The 25,196-nt window shown below is 59.6% G+C and carries 27 protein-coding genes; 20 read left to right on the forward strand and 7 right to left on the reverse strand.

The window, feature by feature from the left end; translation table 11 throughout:
* Positions 1–34: 34 nt before the first annotated feature.
* The 4 genes from KUL77_RS07870 to KUL77_RS07885 are packed head-to-tail and all read left to right on the forward strand — an operon-like array spanning position 35 to position 4,269.
* Positions 35–355 carry a YbaB/EbfC family nucleoid-associated protein gene (locus tag KUL77_RS07870; protein WP_297145413.1) on the forward strand — a complete coding sequence of 107 codons (321 nt, stop codon included), beginning with the start codon at positions 35–37 and terminating at the stop codon, positions 353–355.
* Positions 355–948 (forward strand): recombination mediator RecR, encoded by a 594-nt coding sequence (gene recR / locus KUL77_RS07875; RefSeq protein WP_297145416.1) that lies wholly within the window; start codon positions 355–357, stop codon positions 946–948. The genes KUL77_RS07870 and recR overlap by 1 nt, the downstream gene beginning before the upstream one ends.
* Before the next feature lie 18 nt (positions 949–966).
* On the forward strand, positions 967–1,320 hold the full coding sequence (locus tag KUL77_RS07880) for a histidine triad nucleotide-binding protein (RefSeq protein ID WP_297145418.1): 354 nt from the start codon (positions 967–969) through the stop codon (positions 1,318–1,320).
* A 60-nt stretch (positions 1,321–1,380) separates the two neighbouring features.
* Complete coding sequence (locus tag KUL77_RS07885) at positions 1,381–4,269, forward strand: EAL domain-containing protein (protein ID WP_297145421.1); 2,889 nt, start codon at positions 1,381–1,383, stop codon at positions 4,267–4,269.
* Here KUL77_RS07885 and KUL77_RS07890 read toward each other — a convergent pair.
* The 6 genes from KUL77_RS07890 to KUL77_RS07915 are packed head-to-tail and all read right to left on the reverse strand — an operon-like array spanning position 4,266 to position 9,391.
* A complete protein-coding gene (locus KUL77_RS07890) occupies positions 4,266–6,215 on the reverse strand; it encodes a DUF3488 and transglutaminase-like domain-containing protein (protein WP_297145424.1) in 1,950 nt (649 codons plus the stop codon). The two genes, KUL77_RS07885 and KUL77_RS07890, sit on opposite strands and share 4 nt — an antisense overlap.
* Positions 6,205–7,170 (reverse strand): DUF58 domain-containing protein, encoded by a 966-nt coding sequence (locus tag KUL77_RS07895; RefSeq protein ID WP_297145473.1) that lies wholly within the window; start codon positions 7,168–7,170, stop codon positions 6,205–6,207. The genes KUL77_RS07890 and KUL77_RS07895 overlap by 11 nt, the downstream gene beginning before the upstream one ends.
* Complete coding sequence (locus tag KUL77_RS07900; protein ID WP_297145427.1) at positions 7,166–8,098, reverse strand: AAA family ATPase; 933 nt, start codon at positions 8,096–8,098, stop codon at positions 7,166–7,168. Before KUL77_RS07900 ends, KUL77_RS07895 begins: the two co-directional genes overlap by 5 nt.
* Positions 8,099–8,102: 4 nt before the next feature.
* Positions 8,103–8,681 (reverse strand): Maf family protein, encoded by a 579-nt coding sequence (locus KUL77_RS07905; protein WP_297145430.1) that lies wholly within the window; start codon positions 8,679–8,681, stop codon positions 8,103–8,105.
* The gene (locus KUL77_RS07910; RefSeq protein ID WP_297145433.1) at positions 8,682–9,047 is read right to left on the reverse strand and encodes a hypothetical protein; all 366 of its coding nucleotides are present in this window, start codon (positions 9,045–9,047) and stop codon (positions 8,682–8,684) included. It lies immediately after the preceding gene.
* A 41-nt stretch (positions 9,048–9,088) separates the two neighbouring features.
* On the reverse strand, positions 9,089–9,391 hold the full coding sequence (locus KUL77_RS07915; RefSeq protein ID WP_297145436.1) for a hypothetical protein: 303 nt from the start codon (positions 9,389–9,391) through the stop codon (positions 9,089–9,091).
* 119 nt (positions 9,392–9,510) lie between these two features.
* On the opposite strand from KUL77_RS07915, the gene KUL77_RS07920 reads away from it, so the two are divergent.
* The 13 genes from KUL77_RS07920 (at position 9,511) to KUL77_RS07980 (ending at position 20,290) form a co-directional block, all read left to right on the forward strand.
* Complete coding sequence (locus tag KUL77_RS07920) at positions 9,511–10,029, forward strand: YceD family protein (protein WP_297145438.1); 519 nt, start codon at positions 9,511–9,513, stop codon at positions 10,027–10,029.
* Between the two features lie 53 nt (positions 10,030–10,082).
* Positions 10,083–10,277, forward strand: coding sequence for a 50S ribosomal protein L32 (gene rpmF, locus KUL77_RS07925; RefSeq protein WP_297145441.1), 195 nt, complete (start codon positions 10,083–10,085; stop codon positions 10,275–10,277).
* A 190-nt stretch (positions 10,278–10,467) separates the two neighbouring features.
* The gene (locus KUL77_RS07930) at positions 10,468–11,460 is read left to right on the forward strand and encodes a beta-ketoacyl-ACP synthase III (protein ID WP_297145443.1); all 993 of its coding nucleotides are present in this window, start codon (positions 10,468–10,470) and stop codon (positions 11,458–11,460) included.
* 119 nt (positions 11,461–11,579) lie between these two features.
* Entirely contained in the window at positions 11,580–12,524 is a 945-nt protein-coding gene (fabD, locus tag KUL77_RS07935) for an ACP S-malonyltransferase (protein ID WP_297145475.1), read from the forward strand.
* Entirely contained in the window at positions 12,521–13,267 is a 747-nt protein-coding gene (gene fabG / locus KUL77_RS07940) for a 3-oxoacyl-ACP reductase FabG (RefSeq protein ID WP_297145446.1), read from the forward strand. Before fabD ends, fabG begins: the two co-directional genes overlap by 4 nt.
* A 105-nt stretch (positions 13,268–13,372) precedes the next feature.
* On the forward strand, positions 13,373–13,612 hold the full coding sequence (gene acpP / locus KUL77_RS07945) for an acyl carrier protein (RefSeq protein WP_297145448.1): 240 nt from the start codon (positions 13,373–13,375) through the stop codon (positions 13,610–13,612).
* Positions 13,613–13,765: 153 nt separating this feature from the next.
* Positions 13,766–15,004 carry a beta-ketoacyl-ACP synthase II gene (gene fabF / locus KUL77_RS07950; RefSeq protein WP_297145451.1) on the forward strand — a complete coding sequence of 413 codons (1,239 nt, stop codon included), beginning with the start codon at positions 13,766–13,768 and terminating at the stop codon, positions 15,002–15,004.
* A 6-nt stretch (positions 15,005–15,010) separates the two neighbouring features.
* Positions 15,011–16,366 (forward strand): aminodeoxychorismate synthase component I, encoded by a 1,356-nt coding sequence (locus KUL77_RS07955; protein ID WP_297145453.1) that lies wholly within the window; start codon positions 15,011–15,013, stop codon positions 16,364–16,366.
* Positions 16,363–17,190 carry an aminodeoxychorismate lyase gene (gene pabC / locus KUL77_RS07960; RefSeq protein WP_297145455.1) on the forward strand — a complete coding sequence of 276 codons (828 nt, stop codon included), beginning with the start codon at positions 16,363–16,365 and terminating at the stop codon, positions 17,188–17,190. Before KUL77_RS07955 ends, pabC begins: the two co-directional genes overlap by 4 nt.
* Complete coding sequence (gene mltG / locus KUL77_RS07965; RefSeq protein WP_297145458.1) at positions 17,187–18,233, forward strand: endolytic transglycosylase MltG; 1,047 nt, start codon at positions 17,187–17,189, stop codon at positions 18,231–18,233. Before pabC ends, mltG begins: the two co-directional genes overlap by 4 nt.
* The gene (tmk, locus tag KUL77_RS07970; protein ID WP_297145461.1) at positions 18,230–18,889 is read left to right on the forward strand and encodes a dTMP kinase; all 660 of its coding nucleotides are present in this window, start codon (positions 18,230–18,232) and stop codon (positions 18,887–18,889) included. The genes mltG and tmk overlap by 4 nt, the downstream gene beginning before the upstream one ends.
* Positions 18,886–19,893, forward strand: coding sequence for a DNA polymerase III subunit delta' (locus KUL77_RS07975; protein ID WP_297145462.1), 1,008 nt, complete (start codon positions 18,886–18,888; stop codon positions 19,891–19,893). The genes tmk and KUL77_RS07975 overlap by 4 nt, the downstream gene beginning before the upstream one ends.
* 37 nt (positions 19,894–19,930) lie before the next feature.
* Positions 19,931–20,290, forward strand: coding sequence for a PilZ domain-containing protein (locus KUL77_RS07980; RefSeq protein ID WP_297145463.1), 360 nt, complete (start codon positions 19,931–19,933; stop codon positions 20,288–20,290).
* A 12-nt stretch (positions 20,291–20,302) separates the two neighbouring features.
* On the opposite strand, the gene KUL77_RS07985 is transcribed toward KUL77_RS07980, so the two are convergent.
* Positions 20,303–22,378, reverse strand: coding sequence for a 3-hydroxyacyl-CoA dehydrogenase NAD-binding domain-containing protein (locus KUL77_RS07985; RefSeq protein ID WP_297145479.1), 2,076 nt, complete (start codon positions 22,376–22,378; stop codon positions 20,303–20,305).
* A gap of 158 nt (positions 22,379–22,536) precedes the next feature.
* Between KUL77_RS07985 and rpoE the strand changes: the two genes are divergently transcribed.
* The 3 genes from rpoE to KUL77_RS08000 all read left to right on the forward strand — a co-directional run.
* Positions 22,537–23,157: an RNA polymerase sigma factor RpoE gene (gene rpoE, locus KUL77_RS07990; RefSeq protein ID WP_297145465.1), complete on the forward strand. Its 621-nt coding sequence runs from the start codon at positions 22,537–22,539 to the stop codon at positions 23,155–23,157.
* A complete protein-coding gene (locus tag KUL77_RS07995; protein WP_297145467.1) occupies positions 23,154–24,035 on the forward strand; it encodes a sigma-E factor negative regulatory protein in 882 nt (293 codons plus the stop codon). The genes rpoE and KUL77_RS07995 overlap by 4 nt, the downstream gene beginning before the upstream one ends.
* A gap of 76 nt (positions 24,036–24,111) precedes the next feature.
* Positions 24,112–25,196 (forward strand): trypsin-like peptidase domain-containing protein (locus KUL77_RS08000; protein WP_297145470.1); only part of this gene is annotated, 1,085 nt, incomplete at its 3' end.

Here is a 25,196-nt window from a genome sequence, read left to right on the forward strand (position 1 = left end):
CCCTTTTTCAAATTGCAATAACGGACATAGAAATATGCGTGGAAATATCGCCCAACTGATGCAGCAAGCGCAGAAGATGCAAGAGAACGTGCAGCGCGCACAAGAAGAAGTCGCTGCGCTGGAAGCCACTGGCAATGCCGGCGGTGGAATGGTGAGCGTCACCCTTGGTGGCCGCATGGATTGCCGCAAGGTGCGCATTGACCCGGCCGCGCTTGCCGATCCGGAGATGGCGGAAGATTTGATCGCTGCTGCGTTCAATGATGCGGTCAATAAAATCAACGCGGCTTCGCAGGAAAAAATGGCCGGTGCCACCGCAGGGATGCAGCTTCCACCCGGATTCAAGATGCCGTTTTAATGGCATCACTGCTTGAACAATTGATCGACGCGCTGCGCGTATTGCCTGGAGTTGGGCAAAAGTCGGCGCAGCGAATGGCCTATCACTTGCTGGAACGGCAGCGTGATGGCGGCTTGCGGCTATCCGATGCGCTGGCGCAGGCGATGGAGCATATTCGCCACTGTAGCCGCTGTCGTGACTTTAGCGAAACCGAGGTATGCCCCACTTGTTCAAGCAGTGCGCGGGATACCCAACTGCTATGCGCGGTAGAAACTCCGGCAGATCGGTTGGCAATTGAGCAGGCCACCGGCTATCGCGGGCTGTATTTTGTGCTGCAAGGGCGGCTAAGCCCTTTAGATGGCATTGGCCCACGTGAGCTCGGTCTTGACCTGCTCGCGCAGCGCCTAGAAGAGGGCGAGGTGCGCGAGTTGATTATCGCCACCAACCCCACAGTAGAAGGCGAAGCCACCGCGCATTATCTTGCACAGCTGGCGCGCGCACGCGGTATTTCTCCCAGCCGACTGGCGCACGGCGTGCCGCTGGGTGGCGAGCTGGAATATGTGGATCGCGGTACTCTGCAGCATGCCTTCGGTAGCCGAATCGAAATCCTTTAACGCATCAAGGAGCGCGCTATGAGCGAGACCATTTTCCACAAGATCATCAATCGGGAAATTCCCGCCGATGTGGTGTATGAAGACGAGCACCTCATCGCGTTTCGTGACATCGCGCCACAGGCGCCCGTGCACGTACTGTTCGTTCCGAAGCAAACCTTCCCCACACTCAATGATGTGCCAGAGGAAGAGGCTATTGTAGTAGGGCGGCTAGCGACAGCGGCGGCGCGCTATGCCAAGGCGCAAGGGTTTGCCGAAAGCGGCTACCGGATTGTGATGAATTGCAATGAAGACGGCGGGCAGACGGTGTTCCAAATTCACCTGCACCTACTGGCTGGTGCCCCGCTGGGGCGCTTCGGTACGGAACTTGGCTGAAATTGGCCGGAATTTACGTTAGCACTTAAGAATGCGTAATCTACGCAGACTGAGGCGGCCGTGGCGAGCGAAACTAATCCATCTGCTGACGCAACATGGCCCACGTTGGGGCGATATTTAATCTCGAAAGGCGTGCTGCTTCCAGTGGGCGCGCTGCTGGCGCTGGTGTTGATATCGCGCTTGTTACCCACCTGGGAGCTGGTTCCGATGGCATCGTCGGAGCTACTCACAGGCTACCTGATGCTGGAAATGGTCACGGTGGTGGTGTCGCTATTGGTGGTGGTGACGGCCTTTTATTCGTTTGAAGAAGAACGTAGCCCACTAGCCAACACCTTGGTGCTGACCTTCATCCTTGCGTGTAATAGCGATTTTCTGCACACGCTGGCGTACAACGATGTGCCCACGGCTGCTTTCTTTTGGGTCTGTAGCCGCACCATTGTATTGCTGGGGTTTGCCTTGCTGCTGCGTGAAAAACGCCTGCCAGGTGGGCGCTTGTTCTGGCTGCTGCTGGGGCTTGCGGGGAGCGTGCTGCTGGCTTTGTTCGGTGGCCGCTATTTCGCAGTGTGGTGGCCGTTTTTTGTGCCGGGTGAGGGGGCAACGGCACTCAAAGCTGTGGCAGATTACCTGCTCAGCGTAGGCTATCTGGCGGTGGCGCTGCTGCTTGCGCGCAAAGCACTGGCGGCGCAGAAATATGAACTGTTGAATTTAGCCAGAGCCAGCTTCGTAATGGCTGTTGCCGGGCTTGCGGTGACGCGCTTTAACGGCACGGGTGAATGGACGGTTGTACTTGGGCATCTGCTCAAAGTGCTCGCCTTTTTACTGGTGTTTCGTGCCACTGTTTTGGTGGCACTGCGGCAGCCGTATTGGCGCTTACGCGCTTCGCAACAGCAAATCGCGCAGGCCGAACAGGAATACCGTTCTCTGGTAGAAAACTTGCCAGTCGGTGTGCTGCGTATGGATGCGGAACTGCGGCTGCACCATGTAGGAAGCATGGTCGAACGCAGTCTTGGGAAGCCAAAACAGTCCATGCTGGGGCAAGTAATCACCGATGTCCTACCTCCTGAAGTGACACAAGTGGTTTTGCCTGCCCTGCAGCGTGTATTGCTTGGCGAAGCGGTGGATTTGGATTATCACTTTATTTCCAAGCAGCAGGGGCCGTTATACCGGCACTTCATCGCGGTGCCGGAGCGCACGCTGGATGGGCAGGTGCAGGGGGCGCTTGCCATCTTGCTAGATACCACCGAGCGCGAGTTGATCCATAGCGCATTGCAAGATGCGCTGCACGAAACAGGGGAGATGAAGGCTGCACTGGATGCGCACGCGATTGTGGCGCTTACCGACCGCCGTGGCGTGATTACCCAAGTGAACGATAAGTTCTGCCAGATTTCCAAATACGCACGTGAGGAGCTGTTGGGGCAAACCCACGCGGTGATCAATTCCGGGCACCATCCCAAAGCGTTTTGGAAAGAGATGTGGGCCACAATTGGCCGTGGTCACGTGTGGAATGGGGAGATCTGCAACCGCGCTAAAGACGGCTCGTTGTACTGGGTGCAAACCACCATCGTGCCGAGGCTGGATGCGGCCGGACAACCGCTGCAATACATCGCCATTCGTGCTGATATCACAAAGCGCAAATTAGCCGAACAAGAAGCGCAGCGGTTGGCCAATTACGATGTGTTGACCGGGCTTCCCAACCGCCGGCTGCTGCAAGACCGCCTGCAGCAAACGGTTACGCGTGGTGAGCGCGAAGGGTTTTACAGCGCGCTGCTGATTTTGGACTTAGACCACTTCAAAGACATCAACGATACCTTGGGGCATGACCAAGGCGACGCGTTGCTGCAGCAGGTGGCCGTGCGGCTTGGGCATGCTGTACGGCAAAGCGATACTGTGGCGCGGCTTGGGGGCGATGAATTTGTCGTGTTGCTGTGTGATTTAGGAAATACATTAGGAAGTGCGGGTGGGCACGCGGCAGACCTGGCAGAAAAAATTCGGGAATCACTGGCGGCGCCCTATGTGCTGGGAGGCGAGCAAGTGATCAGTACGCCGAGTATTGGCGTGGTGATGCTGCGTGTGGACGATCCAGTGCCGCCAGATGAGCTAGTGAAGCGTGCGGATATGGCGCTGTATAAGGCCAAGGCGGAGGGGCGCAATGCGGTGTGCTTCTTTGATCCGGCGCTACAGACGGGCGTTAATGAGCGCGCTGCGCTGCTGCGTGATCTGCGCCAAGCTGTGGAGCTGCAGCAGTTCCAAGTGTATTACCAGCCCATCATGGATCAGTCGCGAAAGGTGAATGGGGTGGAGGCGCTGCTGCGCTGGCCACATCCTGAGCGCGGAATGGTGTCACCTGCTGAATTTATTCCAGTCGCAGAACAAGCAAATTTGATTGTGCCTATAGGTCAATGGGTGCTGGAAACAGCATGTGCACAAATTAAGGCTTGGGAGCACGATCCAGTGCGCTCGCAGTGGACGGTGGCGGTGAATGTCAGTGCGAGGCAGGTGCTGGATGAGAGGTTCGTAGAGCAAGTTGAGGTTGTTCTGGCACTCAGCCAGGTGAACCCACGTAACCTGCGTTTGGAGTTAACCGAAAGCCTGCTGCAGGTGGATTTGAAGGGCACGATTGAGAAAATGCGGACGCTGCAGCGCTTGGGTATTCGTTTCTCGTTAGACGATTTCGGTACCGGCTATTCTTCATTGAGCTATCTCAAGCGCTTGCCATTGGATCAGTTCAAAATCGACCAGTCCTTTGTGCGTAATGTGTTGGAGAACACAGAAGACGCTGCGATTGTGCGGATGATTCTTGCGCTTGGTGAAACACTGAACATGCCGGTAGTGGCGGAAGGTGTGGAAACCGAAGCGCAGTTCCAGTTCCTGCGTTCGCACGGTTGTCAGAAATTCCAAGGCTATTTGTTTAGTAAGCCTGTGCCCGTTTCAGAGTTGCCCGCAGGCTAAGGCCGGTGCTGGTTTAAGTCATGCACAAGGGCATGGTCTTGGTGCTGCGCATAGCGTGCAGCAGAGAGGCGTTGCGCCAATGTGCTAAGCGGCTGGCCAGCACGAGGAACATCGGCAGCAACGCGCTTGGCCCAGACCAGCGCCGGTTCGTGTAGATAACGGCCACGCCCCAGTTTGCGATAGCGCGCTTCTAGCCGGTGCCAAGCGCGCAGTAGTGGGTCGCGTTCGCGTTCGCCGCGAGCGATTAGCCACGCCATCCAGCCCAAGGTCAGTATGGCGGTGAGTGCGAATAGCAGGGCTAAGGCGGTGCCGCCGTATTGATCAAGGCCGAGTGGTTTGAGCAGGCTCAGCTGGCGCTGTGCGTTGAAGCCTAAGAAGAAATCATTCCAGCTCCGGCGTAACCAATCACCGGCGTTGAACATGGGAATCAGGCCGTCAAAATTGCCGATGCGCCCCGGCTGGCGGTCGGCAATCGTGTCGTACACGCGTTCTGGAGCAACGGCTGCGGTGGGGTCAAAGCGTACCCAGCCCTGCTGCGGTAGCCAAAGTTCGGCCCATGCATGGGCGTCGGATTTGCGTACCAACCAGTAATTGCCAATGGGGTTTTTGTATGCGCCTGCATAACCGGTGACCACGCGCGCGGGAATGCCTGCAGCGCGCATCAGTACAACGAAGGCGGAGCTAAAGTGTTCGCAATAGCCTTGCTTGCGGTCGAATAAAAAATCGTCCACTTCATCGCGCTTGGCTAGCGGCACATCGAGGGTGTAGGCGAAATCGCGGTGGATCATTTCCAGTGCGCGCATGGCAATTGCAGTATCGCTACGGCCGTTGCTGTCTTGCCCCGCTTCTCGCCGCCATTGCTTGCCCATCGCCACGCTGCGCGGGTTGTAGCCTATGGGAAGAGCCAAGGCGCGTTGGCGCAGCGCAAGCGGAAGCGCTGCTTCAGTGCGCAGCGGTGGCGCCGAGTGCAAGTGCCAGCGCGATACGCTGTACTGCGGCTGTTCGGCGGTTAATGTGTAGTCGCGGCTGAGCTGCGCACCTTCTGGTGCGGCGGTGGGCAAGTCCAGCGCAATCAGTTGGCGATCTTCGCTAGGTTCCAAATCTAGCTGGTAGTCCCAGCCCGCACTGGAGGGCTGAAACGGTGCGGCAGGAAGGCGTTGCAGGCCGTGTGCCTGCCGCCAAGTGCGGCCATCAAAATCCCATAACGTTGGCCCGCGCCAATACATTTGCTCGGGGCTGGGCGTAGCGCCAAAAAATTGCACGCGCGCGGCGGGTGAGTCATCACGCAGCAGTTCGTTCATGCTGCCTGGCGACATCGTATCGGAAAGCCCAACTGTGGCCACGCTACGGTGCGGCAGCCCCCATAGTGGTGAGGCCAAACGCGGGAACAGCCAAAACGCCACCAACGCCAGTGGTAGCCCAAGCGCAAATAGGCCCAATACGCGACGTGTCGTGGCCCACGTGGGGTGGGTCGTGGGCGTGGGTACTTCGCCCTCGTCTGCGGCTAGTTGCTGCAAAGCGAGCAGGGTCAGCAAAATTGCGAGTAGGCCAAGAATGAGGCTGATTGGGCCTTGGTCGAGCAGGAATGTGGCGAATGGCGCAAATAGTGCGAACCCCAACAGGCTACGGCCATCGCGCAGGCTGAAGGTTTCCGCAGGCTTAAGCGCGATCATGGCGGCCAAAACCGCGCAGGCGGTATCGCGGCCAATACCGGGTAGCACGGTGACGGCCGCAATGGGTGCGAGGATGGCCAATAGCAGGCGTAGCGCGGAAGGCGGCGGGGTTTTCCACGAAAGTGCCAATACGCCCACGGCTAACACACCAAAACCGAGGCCTAGCGTCAGCGGTTGCTGCAGCAGTAGCGGCAATAGGCAGATGGCCGCCGCCAGCCGCACCTGTAGCCGCGTGCTGGCAAACATGGCGGGCGAAGTGGGTTTAGTCGCCATGCTGTTCATTCCGCGGAAGTAGGGCCAGCGCACGCAGGCATTGGTGGCGATGCACATCGCCGGCGTCGGTAGCGGTGCGTGGCTGTGTGGGGAGCTGCAGCGCATAGCGCCGCCCTTGGCGCTCGGCATCGTCCACCCAGCGCGCTAATCGGCTGATGCGCTGCTCGTAGGGCAGGCCCGCTGTGTGCTGCCAGTCCAGTAATAGTTCGCCACGCTGCTGTTGTTCGTAATCGCGCACCAGCAAGCTGTTGTGTCGCGCGGAGGCCTTCCACGCCACCGTGCGCGGTGAATCACCGTGACGGTAATCGCGAAGGTGGTGCAGGCTGTCGCCTGCGCGATGCAGTTGGGGCTGGCCCTCGCCGCCAGCCGGAACGGGAAGCGGCGGTGCTTGCACTTCGGGTGCGGGATACACCAGAAGCGTTTGCTGCGGCCAGATGTAAGCCCACGCATGCGCCAGCCCAAGCGGTTGTACGGTGGAAAGCTGTAAGCGCGGCAGTGGCAGCACGCCGCGGTGCAGGGTAGGGATGTGCAGCTCGCAGGTGCTTCCGCTAGGCTGAATGCTGGTGTGTGTGTGGCGCTGTTGATAGGCCAGCTGCAGCCCGTTGCGAATGCGGGTGTCAGCGGCTTCTAAAGCAATTTTGAGGCGCAAATCGGTGCCTGCCGGAACGGGCTCGGCGGCGATGGCGAGAATGCGCAGCCCGGAGAGTTGTAAATGCGCGGCAATTAAGCTGGCCAGCGCTGCGCCGGAGAGCAATAGCGCGAGCAGTATGGCCGGGTTGTTATTGAAATTAAGCGCGCCCAGCAGCATCGCGGCAAGGAGAAAAGCAAAGAACATTCCGGTGCGCGTAGGCAGCACGTAAATGCGATGACGATCAAGCAATACAGGCAGCACCTCGGGTGCGCGTGGGCGCACCCAAGATTGCAGGCGCTGGCGAAACTGCGCGAACACGTCAATCCACGGCAACGGCGTGCAGGATCTCTTTCGTCAGGCGGCTACTAACGCCGTCGGCTTCGGCCACAAGCCGGTGTTCGGCCACGGCGGGGAAGAGTGTCTGCACGTCTTCAGGAATTACGTGATTGCGGCCCAGCAGCAGCGCATGCGCGCGTGCGGCGCGCAGAAGAGCAAGCCCCGCGCGTGGTGATAGACCAACGCGCACACCCGGCTGCTTGCGGCTACGCGCGATCAGTGCCTGCACGTAATCCAGTAGCGCGTCGCTGGTGCGTGTTTGCTGCACCTGCTGGCGCAGCGCCAAAATGCGCGGCGCATCGAGCAGCGGCTGCGCTTGTGCAATTAGGTTGCGGCGGTCGGCCCCAGCCAGTAACGCGCGTTCGGCAACGTCATCGGGGTACCCCAAAGCAAGCCGTAGCAAAAAACGGTCCAGCTGCGAGTCTGGCAACGGATACGTGCCGGAAAGATCCACCGGGTTTTGCGTCGCAATTACCAAGAATGGATTGGGAAGGGCGCGGGTTTGGCCATCGATGCTGACTTGATGCTCGGCCATCGCTTCCAGCAGTGCGCTTTGTGTGCGCGGTGGCGCGCGGTTGATTTCATCGGCCAGCAAAATATGGGTGAATACCGGGCCGGGATGAAATTCAAAACGCTGCTGTTGGGCGTCGTAAATGGAAACGCCCAAAATATCGGAGGGCAGTAGGTCTGAAGTGAATTGCACGCGCGAGAACCCAAGCCCAAGTGTTGCGGCCATCGCGTGTGCAAGCGTGGTTTTGCCAAGCCCAGGCAGGTCTTCAATCAATAAATGCCCATCGGCAAGCAGGGCCACAAAGGCAAGCCGCACCTGCAGTGTTTTCCCCAAGATGAGGCTGTTGACCTGCTTTTGAGCGTCGTTAAGCGCGCTAAGAAGTGTCGAAGGTTCGAGAGTTGTCATAGTGTTAGGGAAGTTGGAATCCGGCCTGCCGCAGCAGGTGTGCCGTTGCAATGAGAGGAAGCCCGATCAACGCGGTAGGGTCTTGATTATGGATGGCTTCAAATAGCGTGATACCAAGGCCTTCCGATTTGAAACTGCCCGCGCAGTCTAGCGGCTGTTCGGCATCGACATAGCGCTCAATTTCAGCGGTTGAAAGTGAGCGAAATTGCACTTGCGTGGTGTCGATCGCGTTAAAGCATTGGCCGTCTGCATGAGTAAGGCAAAGTGCGGTATGAAATTGCACTGTGCGGCCTGACATCGACTGTAGTTGCGCAAGCGCGTTTCTGCGCGTTTCTGGTTTGCCTAGTGCGCGGCCTGATAGTTCGGCAACTTGATCGGAGCCTAATACCCAAGCGTCAGTTTGTTCGCGATGCGCAACTGCCTGTGCTTTGGCTTGTGCAAGACGAGTAGCGAGCGCAATCGGTGTTTCATCCGTAAGCGCAGCTTCGTCCACCTCTGGGCGCGCCGTTGTAAACGGCAGATGCAGGCGCTGCAGAAGTTCGCTGCGATAGCGCGAGGTAGAGGCAAGAATAAGCTGAGGCATTTAGACCGCCCCGCTGCGTGCGTGCTGCAGTTGTTGCAGCTGCTGCTCAAGACGGCCACCCGCTTCAACCAGCCCGTGACGCACGTTTTCAAGCTGCGGAAGGCTGGCCGATAGTGCGTTGTCTTGCAGCCACAGACGCTGTCGCAGCAAGTCTTGCATCGCCGCTTGCACAGGGTTGGTGTGGTCACCCGCGATTGCCTCAATTTCGCCGCGTGCAGCGCGCAGACGGGCTTCCAGCGCATCGGCGGCATCGAGTATTTGGCGAATGGCCTGCTGGCGCAGCGTAGCGCTTCGGCGTAGGCGCAGCACCTGCCAAAGGCCGCCGCCTAAAAGAATCAAAACGATCAAGATGAGTGCACTATTCATCGGCTCAGTCTGTAGGAGACCGCGATTAGGTGCAAACAACTTTAAGCAAACGTATCCAGCAGTGAGCCGATGGTGGCATTGCCGTTTTTGATCACAAGTGCATTGGCCTTAAACGCATACGACGCGGAAAGCGATTCCACGATGTTGCGTTCCAGCGATACGCCTTCGGTAGTTGAACGCGTGACTTGTGCTTGAACGCCGCCTTGTCCGGGGGCTTCGCTAAGCGCCACGCCTTGCGAGTGGAACCCTTGCGTGCCAAGGTTGGCGATATTGTGCGCAGCGCTATCAAGCCGCATTTGTGCGGCGTGCATTCCAGAGGGTGCGATGGACGACAGCGTGCTCATGGTGATGATCATATCGGCAAGTGACGTGTTAACTTGAGATTCTCGTCACAGATACGCCTTTTAGTTGGGGCTGTGGCGATTTGACGGCAAAGCGCGATTTGCGTAACATTCTCCGACTTATGTCCGAACAGCCAACAAGCCGAGTTCCAGACGTTGTGGATGCTTGGCGCATGGTTGCCGCGCGGCGCGAGTTCGAAGGTCGAATTCCGCTGGCTGCGATGACCCGGTTAAGCGACGGCCTGTTAGATTGCGAAGGTGAGGCCCGTTACGAGCTGGTCTTTGGCACCGATGCGCTCAAACTGCCGTTTGCGGAGCTTCGAATCGAGGCAGAATTGCCGCTGGAATGCCAGCGCAGCCTGCGTCGCTTCTTGCTGCCGGTACGGCTGGTGCAGCGCTTGGGGTTGATCCGCGATGAGGCGGATGAAGCCGCGCTTCCTCCGGACTATGAGCCTTTACTGGTGGCGGCAGACGGCATGCTGCGTCCGTCGGATCTGGTAGAGGATGAGTTAATTCTGGCGCTGCCGGTTGTTCCGATGTCGCCAGATGCCGACGTGGTGGAGCGCGATTTCGTGCCTACCGCCGAGGAAACTGCCCGCGCTAACCCGTTTGCGGCGCTGGCGGGCTGGAAGAAAGAATAAGTGCGACAATAGTCGCGTCGAGCGCTACATACGTTTTCTTTGGAGTTGTTCCCATGGCCGTTCAGAAGTCCCGTGTTTCCCCCTCCCGCCGTGGCATGCGCCGCATGCACGACGCCCTGTCTGCCAAGCAGCTGGCTACCGATCCGACCAGCGGTGAGACCCACCTGCGTCACCACGTGACCGCCGACGGTTTCTACCGTGGCAAGCAGGTCATCGTGCCGAAGACCAAGATCGTTGACGAAGAGTGAGCCTAGGCCGTAAGGCCTGCGGTATCCTCTGTTGATCACGCCCGGCCGTGCTTTTAGCGCGGCCGTTGGCGTTTCTACGCGTAAAAAGCCGCTAGCAGCGTGCTAGTGCACGCGTTTTTTCCGCTGGGTTTGGGTAGATCTAGCCAGATCGGCTAACCTAGCCGGATTGTCCGTAGGAGTTGCTGTTCGTATGAGCCAGACCGAAAGCCGTATCTATTCGCGTATCGCGGGGACCGGTAGCTACCTGCCGGAACAGGTACTCAGTAATGATGACTTGGTGCGCCGTGGGGTGGATACCAGCGACGAGTGGATTACCAGTCGTACCGGCATTCGGCAGCGCCATGTAGCGGCGGAAGGTGAATACACCAGTGATCTTGGCTATCAGGCGGCGCTGCGTGCGCTGGAAGCGGCCGGTGTTGAGGCTTCCGAGATCGACCTGATCGTAATGGGCACCACCACGCCCGATCTCATTTTTCCTTCCACGGCCACCATCGTTCAGCACAAACTAGGAATCGCGGGCTGTATGGCGTTCGACGTCAATGCCGCCTGTTCGGGCTTTATCTATGCGCTCACCGTGGCCGACAAGTTCGTGCGTAGTGGCGCCGCCAAGACTGCCCTAGTAATTGGTGCGGAAACCCTGACCCGCATGCTGGATTGGAACGACCGTAATACCTGCGTGTTGTTTGGTGATGGCGCGGGCGCAGTCGTGCTCAAAGCCGATACCGAAACCGGCATCCTCAGCACCCATGCGCATGCCGATGGCAGTAAGCGCGAGCTGCTGTGGTGCGACTCTGGCGTTTCGGCGGGGTTCAAGCCTGAAAAAGCCAACGTCGGTGCCGTGGTGCAGATGGTGGGCAATGAGGTCTTTAAGTACGCGGTAAAAGCGTTGGATGCGGTTGTCGATGAGGCGCTGGAAGCTAATGGGCTTACCAAGGAAGCACTGGACTGGCTGGTGCCGCATCAGGCCAATCTGCGCATTATCGAAGCCACTGCGAAACGGCTGAATATGCCGATGGAGCAGGTGATTTTGACCGTGGGCAAGCACGGCAATACATCATCGGGTTCGGTGCCGCTGGCGCTGGATGAAGCAGTGCGTTCTGGGCGCGTGCAGCGCGGCCAGCTGATTCTGCTTGAAGCCTTCGGCGGCGGTTTTGCTTGGGGTTCCGCACTGGTGCGTTATTAACCAGTAACCATACGGTAAAGTACAGACGTATTAGAGCTTTTGCTCGTATCATGCCCGCCCCGTCAGCGTTTCTGGCGGGTTACTCTATTGGGCTTGAAGACGTATTGAGTGTGGGCGAAGTGTCGATTTCAAATCTAGCAATCGTGTTTCCCGGCCAAGGGTCGCAGTCGGTGGGAATGCTGGCCGAACTGGCGCAGCTGCATCCAACGATCAAGGCGGCCTTTGACGAGGCTTCGGAAGGCGCTGGCGCGGATCTTTGGGCGCTGTCGCAGGCGGGGCCCGAAGAAATGTTGAATCGCACCGAATATACCCAGCCCGCACTGCTGGCGGCGGGTGTAGCGGCATGGCGGTTGTGGCAGGCCCAAGGTGGCGCGCAGCCCGCACTTCTGGCGGGCCATAGCCTAGGCGAATACACCGCATTGGTGGCCGCTGGGGCGCTGTCGCTGAAAGATGGTGCACATTTGGTGCGCATCCGCGGCCAGTTGATGCAAGACGCGGCGCCTGCGGGCACCGGCGCGATGGCGGCTGTACTGGGCGCAGAAGATGCGCTGGTGGAAGCCGTGTGTGCGGAGGCCTCCGGCGCGCAGGTGGTGGTACCGGCCAATTACAACTCGCCGGGCCAAATTGTGATTGGCGGCGATGCGGCGGCGGTCGATAAAGCGCTGGCGTTGCTGCAGGAAAAAGGCGTGCGCAAGGCAGTCAAACTTGCGGTGAGCGTGCCCTCGCACACCCCCCTGATGCGCGAAGCGGCGAACCGCCTCGCGGGCACCATGGCCGGGCTGGAGTGGCGTTTGCCCCAGCTGCCGGTGGTGCAGAACGTGGATGCGCAGGTGCACCACACTGTTGAAGCCATCCAAGACGCCTTGGTGCGCCAGCTCTATCTGCCGGTGCAGTGGACGCGTTGCGTGCATGCCTTAGTGGCCGGTGGCGCGAGCCGCATCGGTGAATGCGGCCCGGGCAAGGTGCTGACGGGGTTAGTGAAGCGTATTGATAAATCACTCGACGCGCGCGCGTTGGGCACGCCAGCCGAGTTGGCTGGCGCTATTGAGGAATGGAACGCATGAGCGAGCAAGTATTGAAGGGTGAAATCGCGTTGGTGACTGGCGCTTCGCGTGGCATTGGCGCGGCGATTGCCGACCAGTTGGCGGCGCTGGGGGCTACCGTAATCGGTACTGCTACCTCGGACGCTGGTGCGCAGGCCATTGGTGCGCGTCTTGCGGCACAGGGCGGCCATGGCCGCCGTCTGAATGTGAATGAAGCCGGTGCCATTGAAGCGCTGATCGACGCGATCGGCACCGAATTTGGCGGTGTTTCCATTCTCGTCAACAATGCCGGCATCACCCGCGACAATCTGCTGATGCGGATGAAAGATGAAGATTGGCAGGCTATTTTGGATACCAATCTGACCTCGGTGTACCGCGCCAGCAAGGCGGTAATGCGCGGCATGATGAAAGCGCGTAAGGGCCGAATCATCAATATCGCTTCGGTGATTGGCGTGACCGGTAACGCGGGCCAAGCCAACTACGCGGCGGCCAAGGCCGGGATTATTGCGTTCAGCAAGTCGCTGGCCAAGGAAATTGGCTCGCGCGGGATCACCGTGAATGTGGTGGCCCCTGGCTTCATCGAAACCGATATGACCGCCGACCTGCCGGAAGCCGCCAAAGAGGCGATGCTGGGCCAGATCGCGCTGGGCCGCTTGGGTGGCCCTGCCGATATTGCGAACGCGGTGGCCTTTTTGGCCGGGCCGTCGGCCAGCTACATTACCGGCGAGACTCTGCACGTCAACGGTGGCATGTATATGCCGTAACCGGCGGCAATTTTTCGCGCGTCATGCAGAATTAGCTGCATGGCCGCTTTTTTCCCTTAAACTACGCTATTACGGCCTAACCAGCCCCATGAGGAGCAAAGAAACATGAGCAATATCGAAGAGCGCGTCAAGAAGATTGTTGTTGAACAGCTGGGCGTCAAGGAAGAAGACGTCACCACCAGTGCGTCGTTTGTGGACGACCTGGGTGCTGACTCGCTCGACACCGTGGAACTGGTGATGGCGCTGGAAGAAGAGTTCGAGTGCGAAATTCCGGACGAAGACGCCGAGAAGATCAGCACCGTGCAGGCGGCGATCGACTACATCAAGGCCCACGTTAAGGCCTAATGCGTCTGCGTGCGGCGCATGGCGTAAGCCAAGCGTTGCCAACGACACTGCGCGGCGCTTGAAGCATTCAGCACGCGCAGACAGCGAGGGCCGCAGTTTGCGGCCCTTGTCATAAGACAAGCGATAAAGCGTTAAGCGTTGGAGGATAGGGAAATGAGTAAGCGTCGCGTCGTTGTGACTGGGATGGGCATTATCTCGCCGCTCGGTCTAGACTTGGCCAGCAATTGGGACGGCATCTGTAACGGCCGCTCCGGTATTACTCCAGTTGAAGGCTTTGATGCCTCTACCTATCCCACCCGCATTGCGGGCGAAATTCGCGGCTTTGACGTCACCCAGTGGGTGAACCCCAAAGACGCAAAGAAAATGGATCACTTCATCCATTACGGCATGGCGGCTTGTCTCATGGCCAAAGACGATGCCGGGCTTGAAGTGACTGAAGCCAATGCCGAGCGCATTGGTTCGCTGGTGGGTGCAGGTATCGGCGGCATTTGGGGCATTGAAGAAACCGCCGTGAAGCTGCACGAGGGCGGGGTGCGTAAGATCAGCCCGTTCTATATTCCCTCTACCATCATCAATATGATGCCTGGCCAATTATCGTTGGCGATTGGCATCAAAGGGCCGACGTTCTCTGCGGTATCGGCCTGTGCCACGTCAAACCACAGCATCGGTATGGCGATGCGCATGATCCAGTACGGCGATGCCGACGTGATGTTTGCCGGTGGCGCTGAGCGTGGCAGTTCGCCTACGGCCATGGGCGGCTTCTGCGCGATGAAGGCGATGAGCACGCGCAATGATGACCCCACCCGTGCTTCGCGGCCGTGGGATAAAGAACGTGACGGCTTTGTGCTGGGCGACGGTGCCGGTATTTTGGTGCTGGAAGAATACGAACACGCCAAGGCGCGCGGCGCACGCATCTACTGCGAACTGGTGGGCTTTGGTGCCACCTCAGACGCCTACCACATGACTGCGCCAAGCGAGAACGGCGAAGGCCCGGCGCGCTGCATGGCGATGGCGTTTAAGGATGCAGGTATTAACGCAAGTGACGTGGGCTATCTCAATGCGCACGGCACCAGCACACCGCTGGGTGATCTGGCGGAAACGCTGGCGATCAAGCGCGCGCTGGGCGATCACGCCTACAAAACTATGGTTAGCTCCACCAAGTCGATGACCGGGCACCTGCTGGGTGCAGCTGGCGGCGTGGAAGCGATTTATTCCATCAAAGCGCTGGAAACCGGCATCATTCCACCTACGATCAATCTGGAAAATCCAAGCGAAGGCTGCGATTTGGACTATGTGCCGAACGTTGCGCGTGATGCCAAGGTGGATGTCGTGGTGTCGAACGGTTTCGGCTTCGGTGGCACCAATGGCACGTTGGTGTTCAAGCGGATTTAATGTGCCTTGATCCACACGCGTGCGCTTGCGGCTGGCATCGATCTTCTAAACCTGCACCGGCTCGACCCGGCGCGTTATCCGGTGCTGCTGGAGTCAAGCAGTAGCGGTGCGCTGGGGCGCTGGGACATGCTGCTGGCGCATTCGGGAGAGGGCTTTGCACTGCACCGCGATGGCGTGGTGCGGAGTCTGCAAGGAGAGGTCTTGGCTGGCACGTTTTTTGACGTGCTCGATGCGCAGTGGCGCAGCTTGCAACAAGCAAAGATGCACGATGCAGCGCTGCCATTTCGCGGCGGCTGGGCGCTGTATTTTGGGTACGAAGCCGCGCAACAGATCGAGCCGGTTTTACATTTGCCACAAGCCGAAGGCAGTCTGCCCGTGGCCGTTGCGCTGCGTTGCCCTGCTGCGCTGCTGCAGGAACGCATTAGTGGCGATTGTGTGGCGGTAAGTGAGGCCGGTGTTGCGCCGCAGTGGTTGGCGCAGATCGAGGCTGACTGTGCAAGTACAAAGACAATGGCCCCGCCTCCACTTTGGCAGGCACCTGTGCATATTGAAGAAGATGCGCCACAGCGCTATCTCGCAAGTGTTGAGCGTGCGTTGGCGTATCTGCTGGAGGGCGATGTCTTTCAAGCGAATTTGTCGCGCGGCTGGGAGGCACGCTTTGCTGAACCGCTTTCTCCCGCGACGTTATTTCAGCGCTTGCGTGAAAATAACCCAGCCCCTTTTGCAGGCATCTTTCACAGCCTATGGGGAAGCGTCGTAAGCGCATCGCCCGAACGCTTGCTGTCCGTGCACGACGGAGTTGCGCAAACCCGCCCAATAGCAGGCACGCGTCCGCGTTTTACGGGTGATGATGACGCGGCACGTATTCGTGAGTTGGTTGGCAACCCCAAAGAACGCGCCGAGCATGTAATGCTGATCGACTTGGAACGCAACGATCTTGGCCGCGTGTGTCGGCCTGGCAGCGTGCGGGTGGATGAGCTGATGACGGTAGAAAGCTATGCCCATGTTCACCATATCGTGAGCAATGTGCGTGGCGAACTGCGCGCGGATGTTACGCCGGGGCAGGCGATCGCCGCGCTGTTCCCGGGGGGCACCATTACCGGCTGCCCGAAGGTGCGCTGCATGCAAATCATCGCCGAACTTGAAGGCGTGGGGCGTGGTGCCTATACCGGGTCTATGGGGTGGCTAAACCGCGACGGAGATATGGACCTGAACATCTTGATCCGTAGTGCGGAAATAGAAGCGCAAACATTGCGTTTCCGCACGGGCGCGGGCATCGTGATCGATTCCGACCCGCAGCGCGAGTTGGAAGAAACCCGCGCCAAAGCGCGCGGTATGCTGCGCGCGCTGGGGGCAGAGTGAGTCCTTCGGCACACGCCTTGTTTGCAGGGGAGGGGCGCATAGAACGCCTATCTCCTGCTAACCGTGGCTTTGCCTATGGCGATGGCCTATTCGAAACCATGCGTGTGTATCAAGGAACACTGCCGCTGTGGCCGCAGCACTTGGCGCGTTTGCGCGTTGGCGCGCAGCGGCTCGGGGTCACGCTGCCTGATGCTGCGTTCATGCAGGCACAGATTGCGGCCATGCTGGAAGGCGTGGGCGCGGCGGTGCTCAAACTGCTGGTGACGCGCGGTGATGGTGGTCGCGGTTATGCGCCAGCCGCCGATGCCACACCGGTATGGGCGCTGTCGCTGCATCCGCTGCCTGTGGTGCAAACCGATTTGCGGCTGCATCACTGTGAAATAACACTCGCGCATCAGCCTACGCTGGCCGGTATCAAGCACTGCAATCGGCTGGAACACGTATTGGCGCGGGCTGAAGTGGTACGCGCCGGAATGGACGAAGGGGTGCTCTGCGATAGCGATGGGCGCCTCATCAGCGCCACCGCAGCGAATGTGCTGGTGCGTCGCGCTGGGCGCTGGTTCACCCCGCCGGTTGAACGCTGCGGCGTGGCCGGTGTACTGCGCGGCTGGCTACTGGCGCAAGGGTTGCTGGAAGTAGCGGATTTATCGTTTGAAGACGTCAAAAATGCCGACGCGCTCGCCCTGTGCAACGCGGTGCGCGGTATTCTGAGCGTCTCTTCTTTCGAAGCGTGCCGTTGGCACGCGCACCGAGAAACCGCCGAGCTTTCTATGCCGCTGATGCACGCCTATCCCATGTTTGTTCCCTCCGAGGTCTCGCCATGAAGCGCGTCCTGCTAATTTTGTTGGCACTGTGCGTGCTAGTCGGAGGCTGGTATTGGCAGCGCTATCAGCAGTTTGCCGATACACCGCTAACGGGGATTTCGGCCGATGCCAGCTTGGTTGTGGCGCGCGGCGATAATCTTGGCAAAGTGCTGCAAACATTAAAGGCCCAGAACATCCAAACCGGCGACCGTCTGCTGTGGCAGTTATTGGCAAAGCAAACGGGCGCGGCAGGGAAATTACAGGTGGGTGAATACGCACTTGCGGTGGATACCTCACCACGCACGCTGCTGATCGCCATGCGCGATGGCAAAGTGGTGCGGCGTAAGTTCACCATTGTGGAAGGCTGGAACATCCGTGATCTGCGCGCTGCGCTGCGTAAAGTGCCGCTGCTTAAGCACACCACCGAGCAACTGTCTGATGCCGAACTGATGGCGGCTTTGGGCCACGCTGGGCAACACCCCGAAGGGCGCTTCCTGCCGGAAACTTACGCATGGGTGCGTGGTGATTCCGACCTTGACCTACTCAAGCGTGCCTACGCGGCGATGGAAAAAGCACTGGCTGCGGCTTGGGCCAAGCGTGCGGAAGACCTGCCGCTGCAAAATGAAGACGCTCTGCTCACACTGGCATCAATCGTAGAAAAAGAAACCGGCGTAGCCGATGAGCGCCCGCAAATTGCCGGGGTGTTTGAGCGGCGTTTGAATATAGGCATGCGTCTGCAAACCGATCCCACCGTGGTGTATGGCCTAGGCTCGCGCTATACCGGCAATATCCGCAAAGTGGACCTCACCACGGATACGCCCTACAACACCTATACGCGTGCAGGCCTTCCACCCACACCTATCGCCATGCCCGGTAATGCCGCGCTGCTGGCGGCGGCGCAGCCCGCCAAGGGCGATGCGCTGTATTTTGTTGCGGTTGGAGATGGCAGTGGCCGCCATGTATTTTCCAAGTCTTTGGACGAGCACAATGGCGCAGTGCGTGCGTATTTGCAGCGCTATCGCGCGCAGCGCAGTGCCCAGCGCGAAGGGGTAGCAAACCAGTGAGTGCAGGGCTACAGCGGCAGCCGCGGTTGATCACCTTAGAAGGCGGCGAAGGCGCAGGCAAAAGCACGGTGCTACACGCGCTGCGTGACGCTTTGCTTCAAGAGGGCTGCGAAGTGGTGTGTACCCGCGAGCCGGGCGGCACGCCGTTTGCCGAACGCATTCGCGGCCTGCTATTGGAGGCGGGCGATGAACCCGTGCACGAACGCTGCGAGCTGCTCTTGATGTTTGCCGCACGCGCGCAGCATGTGCAGCAGAAAATTTTGCCTGCCTTGGCACGTGGTGCATGGGTAATTAGCGATCGCTTTACCGATTCAAGCTATGCCTATCAAGGCGCAGCGCGCAGCATGGATATGGGGTTTATTGCCGAGCTGGAACGGCGCGCGGTGGGCATTGAGCCGGGCCTAACTCTACTGCTCGATATTGATGTGACCCATGCACGCCAACGCACACGCGGACGCGATTTGCTTAACGGGCAATCCCCTGACCGAATCGAGCGTGAGCGCGACGATTTTTTTGAACGCGTGCGTGCAGGGTTCTTGGTGCGTGCGCAGCAGCACCCGGAGCGGATTCGCCTAGTTGACGCAGGTGCAGATCAAGCAACCGTTGCTGCAGCTGCACTGGCTGCCCTGACGCACTACCGCAAAGGCATGAAATGAGCCTGCTTCCGCCACTCAGCCCTTGGCAGCAGCGCGCCTACGAGCAGGCATGCGGCACCATGCGCGCTGGATATTTTGGCCATGCCACCTTGATTGTGGGGCCGGAGCATATTGGCAAACGCCTGTTTGCCGAGCATCTGGCGAGGCGTGTGCTGTGCCTGTCGCCGCTGGCCGATGGTGAAGCATGCGGAACCTGTAAAAGCTGCCATCTATTTGCTTCGCGCGCGCAGATGGAGCCGCTGGAAGTGCGTCCGGATGGCGCGCCTTCGCATCCGTGGGGGCATAGTGCGCACCCAGATCTTCTGTTTGTTGGTTATGAGAACAACACAAAAACCGGCAAGCCGCGCAGTGAGTTGGTGATCGAGCAAATTCGCGGTATTTCCGACAAGCTGGGGCTCACCTCGCAATTGGGTGGTGCGCAGGTGGTGATTGTGGACCCCACCGATGCGATCAATTGGAACGCCTTCAACGCGTTGCTCAAAACATTAGAAGAGCCGCAGCCCGGCCGCTACCTGTGGCTGCTGGCTTCCAATCTGGCGCGATTGCCCGCCACGATCCGCAGCCGCTGTCAGCGTTTGGAACTGCGCCTGCCGCCGCGTGATGAGGCATTGCAGTGGCTGCAGACACGCGGGCACCAGGTCAGTTTGGCAGAAGAAGCACTGGACGCCGCACGCGGCCACCCTGGTTTGGCCGATGCGTGGATCACCGGCGATGGCCTTGCATTGCGCCGCGATGTGCAGAAAGACGCACAAGCCCTGCAGCGCGGGCAGGCGGAGGCTTTGGAAGTGGCGCAGCGCTGGGCCGCAGACGGGCGTGCCCCCGAACGGCTACGACATTTGGCAGAATTAGTACTGCAGCAGGCTTCGGGCTTGACCGACGCCGGTGCAGCCCGCACCCTAGCGGAACGTTTCGACGCCGCCAATCGTGCACGTGGCTTACTCAGTACGACGGTACGTGCGGATTTAGCGATAATGGAAGCGCTGCTGGGGTGGCGTGCGAAATAAAACAGCGAGCAACATAGAGCGGATAAAGGAACAGGGAATGAGTGCAGGAGCAGGTGCGGCGCGGCAAGGTATTTTGTCGCTGTCGATCAAAGATAAAGCGGCGCTGTATAACGCCTATATGCCTTTCATTCGTCAGGGTGGAATTTTCGTGCCGACCACGCGCCGTTACTTCATCGGCGACGAAGTGTTCCTGCTCTTGGTGCTGCCTGACTCTTCTGAACGGTTGCCGGTAGCGGGTAAAGTGGTGTGGATCACCCCCACAGGTGCGCAGGGCAATCGTACGGCGGGCATTGGCGTGCAGTTTGCTGAAACCGCCGAAGGTGAGGCGGTGCGCAGTAAGATCGAAACGACCCTGGCCGGCACGCTCAATGCCGACCAGCCGACACAGACGATGTAAGGCTCCGCCGGGTTATTCCGGCGGCGTCTGCAAAATAACCGCGTCCCAACCCGGGCGCGGCGCAAAGCGTTCGCCGTGGCGGGCTTGAAGTAGCTTCAAACGAGCAAGCAAGGCATCAACGCCGGTGGCGCGAATGTGTTGAATCGGGCCGCCGCGGAATGGCGCAAAGCCGGTGCCGAAAATGACCCCCGCGTCGAGCAGGTCGGCATCGCTCACCACGCCTGCATGCAGACAGGCAACGGCTTCATTGAGTAGCGGCAGAATTAGCCGATCTTGCAGATCCTCGGGCGCGTTGTAACCCGCAGGCAGCTCGGGTTTCACCGCCTTGCCGTTTTCCCAGCGGTAAATGCCTTGGCCGTCTTTTTTACCGCGCTTGCCCGCTTCCACCGTGGCCAGCGCCGCCGGAACTTCAAGGCCAAGGAACGGTGCCAGCTCTTTGCCAACGCTGGCGGCAACGTCTAGGCCAACCGTGTCCAATAGTTCAATCGGCCCCATCGGCATGCCAAACGCCACCGCTGCTTTGTCGATGGCCGGGCCGGGGATGCCTTCTGCATACGCCTTGGCGGCTTCGAGCATGTAAGGAAAGAGCACGCGGTTGACCAAGAAACCGGGCGTACCTGCCACCGGCACGGGGAACTTACCCAGTGCTTTGCAAAACGCGGCCAAACGGCGTTCGGTTTCAGGCGCCATCGCGTCGTGATGAATGATCTCCACCAAAGGCATCTGCGCCACCGGGTTGAAGTAGTGCAGGCCTGCAAATTGAGCGGGGCGGGCGATATGGCCGCGCAGCTCGTCAAGTGGGATTGACGAGGTATTGGTTGTCAGCAGCGCGTCTGCCTTGAGCTTGGGCTCTACCGTGTTGTAGAGATCGCGCTTGGCGTCGGGGTTTTCGATGATCGCTTCAATCACAAGGTCGGCATTGGCAACGCCGTCGCCGTTGAGATCAGACTTCAGTCGGTTCGCCACTTCGGGGCGCTTGCTGGGGTCTTTGACCTTCTTTTCGAATAGAACCTGCGCGCGCTGCAACGCGCCGTCAATAAAGCGCTGCTCGCGGTCTTGCAGGGTGACATCGAAGCCTTTGTAGGCGGCAAATGCGGCAATATCGCCGCCCATCACGCCTGCACCCACGACGTGCACACGCTGGATGCCTGCATCACCCTTGCCTAGCGCCTTCATGCGCTCGGTGAGGAAGAAAATGCGGATCAGGTTGCGCGCGGTACTGCTGCCCGCCAGTTTGACCACGGCGCGACGCTCGGCAGCAAGGCGGGCGGAAATGCCTTGCCCGCCGCTACGCTGCCAGGTGGAGATCAGCGCATAGGGCGCAGGGTAGTGGTCTTTCTTGGCCTTGCGTGCCACCTGTTTGATCATCTGCGGGGCCAGTAGTTTGCGCGCAAGCCACGTATTGCTGCCCCAGCCGAGCGCGCGCTGCTTGAGTGGGCGCGTGGTGCCGCGCAGCGCCAGTGCGGCGGCGCTGTCAATCAGTACCGGCAGGTCCACCACTTTATCGACAAGGCCAATGCCGCGCGCGGCCTTAGCACTGAGCGCCCGCCCGGTGAGCATCATGTCCATCGCCGCCGGCGCGCCGACAAGACGCGGCAAGCGCGCGCTGCCGCCCCAGCCTGGGAAAATGCCAAGCTGCGTTTCTGGCAGGCCAATTCGGGTAGAGGCGTCGCTGCTGGCCACGCGATAACGGCAGGCCAGTGAAATTTCGGTGCCGCCGCCCATGCAAAACCCGTGGATCGCGGCTACCGTGGGGCAGGGCAGTTCGGCCAGTTTTTGGAAGGTGGCCTGACCGCGGCGAATGGCATCGTTTACCGTGCCTTTGCGGTCGTAGTCTTGAAACTCTTTCAAGTCAGCACCGGCAATGAAACCACTGGTTTTGCCGGAGGCGATCACCAGCGCTTTGGGTGGATCGATGACGATGCGCTCAAGCGCAACCCCTAGCTCGATCAGTGCGGCCTGTGAGAAGGCGTTGACGGCGGCGTTTTCGCGGTCGAAATAGAGCACGAGTGCGCCATCGTCGCGGAGTTCGGTGCGCCAGTGGTGAAGCTGTAGTCCAGCGAAGCGATTGGGGGAAAGATCGGCCATGAGAAGGTCGTCCATACCATGAGGGATGGTCTATCGTAGCCCGGTAGAACTTGAATAATTGTCTAATTGCCATCATTTCTGAACCGGGAGCGAGGAACTTCCCTATTCAAACTTGGTCATAACGCCCGGAAGCACTGGGCTAACAGGAGCGCGGTGCAATGACGGAGGATCGGGTGTCGCAAGCGCTGGATCAAGATCTCGTGGCAAGGGTGCAGCGTGGCGAAGCCGCCGCGTTTGACCTGCTTGTGCGCAAATACCAGCACCGCGTGGCGGCCGTGATTTCGCGCTATATCCGCGACTGGTCAGAGGTGCAGGACGTGGCTCAGGACACGTTTATTCGCGCTTACCGCGCTATTGGCAATTTTCGCGGAGATGCGCAATTTTCAACGTGGCTGCACACCATTGCCGTCAATACCGCGAAAAACCACTTAGCCACGCTGGGGCGGCGCCCGCCGAACGAAGACGTGGATATCGGCGATGCAGAGCTGTTCGATTCCGGCGTTCAACTGCGTGATAACGACACCCCCGAACGAGAATTGATGCGTCAGCAGTTGGAACAAACCGTGCTGGATGCGGTCGAAGCATTGCCGGTGGATCTGCGCGATGCGATTACCTTCCGCGAAGTGGACGGTTTGAGCTATGAGGAAATCGCCGAACGGATGCACTGCCCCATCGGCACCGTGCGCTCGCGCATTTTTCGTGCACGCGAAGCCATCGATGCGCGTATGCGCCCCTTGATGGATCACGACTCTCTTTCCAAACATTCGCAAGCCTCATGAACAACGATACCGACCGTTACTCTCATGACCTCACCCACCTCAGCAGCCGCGAGCAGCTGTCGGCGCTGATGGACGGTGCATTGCCAGAAGATCAAACCCGTTTCCTGCTGCGCCGTTTGCAGCACGATGTGGAACTCACCGAAAGCTGGGACTGCTGGCGCATGGCGGGTGAAGTGATGCGCGGCGTAACACCCACGCAGCGCCTGCCGTCTGACTTTGCCAGCAAGGTGTCGGCTGCACTCCATGGCAGCGCTCCGGCTGTGCAGGTGAGCCCGCGTCAGCCTAAGCGCTTACCCGTATGGGTGCATTGGAGTGGCGGTGCAGCAGTGGCTGCGGCGTTGGCGCTGGTGGCGGTGATGGTGCGCCCAGCGGCCGATGTCGCGCCGCCTCCTGCGCAGGTTGCGCAAGCGGCCCCGGCTGCGCCGGTACACCCAGAAAAAGCCCCTGTTCCGCAGGCACCTGCACCGGCCGCACTGGCGGATTCGTCTGAAGTGCTTGCGGCCGCAGCCGCTGTGGCTGAACGCCCGGCTCGGCGGGCCGCGTCGCGCACGTCGCCGCGTGAGGTCGCAACACCAGTGCCTGCAGTGCTGCAGGAAGCGCCCCAGCAATTTGCAAAGGCTGAAATTGCTGCACCAGTGGCAAGTGCAGCACACACCGCTTCTGCAAACGACGACATCGTGACCAAGCCTTGGCCGCGTTCGGCGCTGCCGCAGTTTGGCAATAGCGGCAGCATGGCGGTGGGTTTTGGTAATGGTCAGCCGCATACGACGCGCAGTAACCCGTTTATCCCGCCTATTTTTGCAGCACCGCCCAAATTATTGAGCGAGCCTGCACAAACCGAACCGTCTGAGCCGCAGCCGCAGCCGCAGCAGCCCTAATGCCGCAGTGCTTGGCTGGCCATTGGCCTCTCGTTCGATTTCTTTTTTTTTGATCCATTGATAAGGATGCTCTGTCATGCCTGTGACCAAGACCTTTACCTTACGCCCCCTATTGCTCACCACCGCGCTTGCTGTTGCGGGTGTGGTGGCCTGCAGCGGGCAAAATGCCGCGAATGCGCAAACCCCGTTAGCTACCCAGCAGGCGGCGCCTGCGCCCGAACTCGTGGCGGGGTTGCCGGACTTCACGCGTCTGGTGGAGCAGGTGGGGCCTGCGGTTGTGAGCGTGCAAGCGGAAATTGGCAGCAAGCCGCAAAAGACCGGCCGCTTGCAGCAGATCGACCCCAATCAAGAAGGGGATGACGAAATTCCAGAATTCTTCCGCCGCTTCTTTGGGCCGGGGATCTCGCCCATGCCGGGGATGCCCGGACAGCCGAACATGCGTCCGCGCGGCACACCGCTGGGAACCGGGTTCATTATTTCAGCAGATGGCTACATTCTGACTAACCACCATGTGATCGATGGGGCCGACACCGTGCGCGTCAAACTCTCCGACCGCCGCGAGCTGACTGCCAAAGTGGTGGGCAGCGATCCACAGTCCGACGTTGCTTTACTCAAAGTCACGGCGAAAGATCTGCCGGTGATGCGTATCGGCGACTCTAGTTTGATCAAACCGGGGCAGTGGGTGGTGGCCATCGGTTCGCCGTTTGGGCTGGATCATTCGGTGACCGCTGGCATCGTTAGCGCGGTGGGGCGCTCAAACCCCGGTTCGGACCAACGCTATGTGCCGTTTATTCAGACCGACGTGGCAATTAACCGCGGTAATTCCGGTGGTCCCTTGCTCAATACGCGCGGGCAGGTGGTGGGTATCAACTCGCAAATTTTCAGTAATTCCGGCGGCTATCAAGGCATTAGCTTCGCCATTCCAATTGATGTGGCGATGAATGCCGTGCAGCAGCTCAAGGCCACCGGCAAGGTGACGCGCGGGCAACTGGGCGTGCAGATCCAAGGTTTAAGCCGTGACGCGGCCAAGGCACTGGGGCTGGATGATGCCAACGGCGCGCTGGTGTCGGGCGTGGAGCCGGGAAGCGCCGCCGAGCGCGCGGGCATTATGCGGCAGGACGTCATCCGTAAGGTCAACGGCCAGCCGGTATTTGAATCCAG

It is taken from the genome of Thermomonas sp. (assembly GCF_019104945.1).
Lineage (GTDB): Bacteria > Pseudomonadota > Gammaproteobacteria > Xanthomonadales > Xanthomonadaceae > Thermomonas.